Raw genomic sequence first — 365 nt, 5'->3', positions numbered from 1 at the left:
GTTGGTGCCACAGTTAAACTTTCGATGTTGTAACCGCGCTGGGAAAACAGGCCGACAACACGGGATAGGGCGCCGGATTGGTTTTCGAGTAATACAGATATAATTCGACGCATTAGCATTTCTCCGTTTTGCTTAACCACATTTCATTCATCGCGCCGCCGCGGATAAGCATGGGATACACGTGCTCAGTCTCATCCACCATAATGTCGATAAATACCAGTCTGTCTTTCATGGTAAGGGCTTCGGCCATCTTAGACTCAAGCTCAGCAGGATCGCTAATCGTCATGCCAACATGGCCATAGGCTTCGGCAATTTTGGCAAAGTTGGGGACCGAATCCATATAGGAATGGGAATGGCGACCCGAG

The 365-nt window shown here is 49.0% G+C and carries 2 protein-coding genes; both read right to left on the bottom strand.

Annotation, left to right across the window (positions count from 1 at the left end; translation table 11 throughout):
• Positions 1-113: ACT domain-containing protein (locus CBX98_RS25630; protein ID WP_197710253.1), on the bottom strand; the 113-nt coding region annotated here is incomplete at its 3' end.
• A partial coding sequence (locus CBX98_RS25625; protein WP_242446622.1) for a thiamine pyrophosphate-dependent enzyme occupies positions 113-365 on the bottom strand: 253 nt, incomplete at its 5' end. The genes CBX98_RS25625 and CBX98_RS25630, both read right to left, overlap by 1 nt.

Source organism: Vibrio sp. T9 (assembly GCF_003123985.1).
GTDB lineage: Bacteria > Pseudomonadota > Gammaproteobacteria > Enterobacterales > Vibrionaceae > Vibrio > Vibrio diabolicus.
The sequence above is the reverse complement of the archived record's forward strand: the minus strand, read 5'-3'. Positions and strand labels throughout refer to the sequence as shown.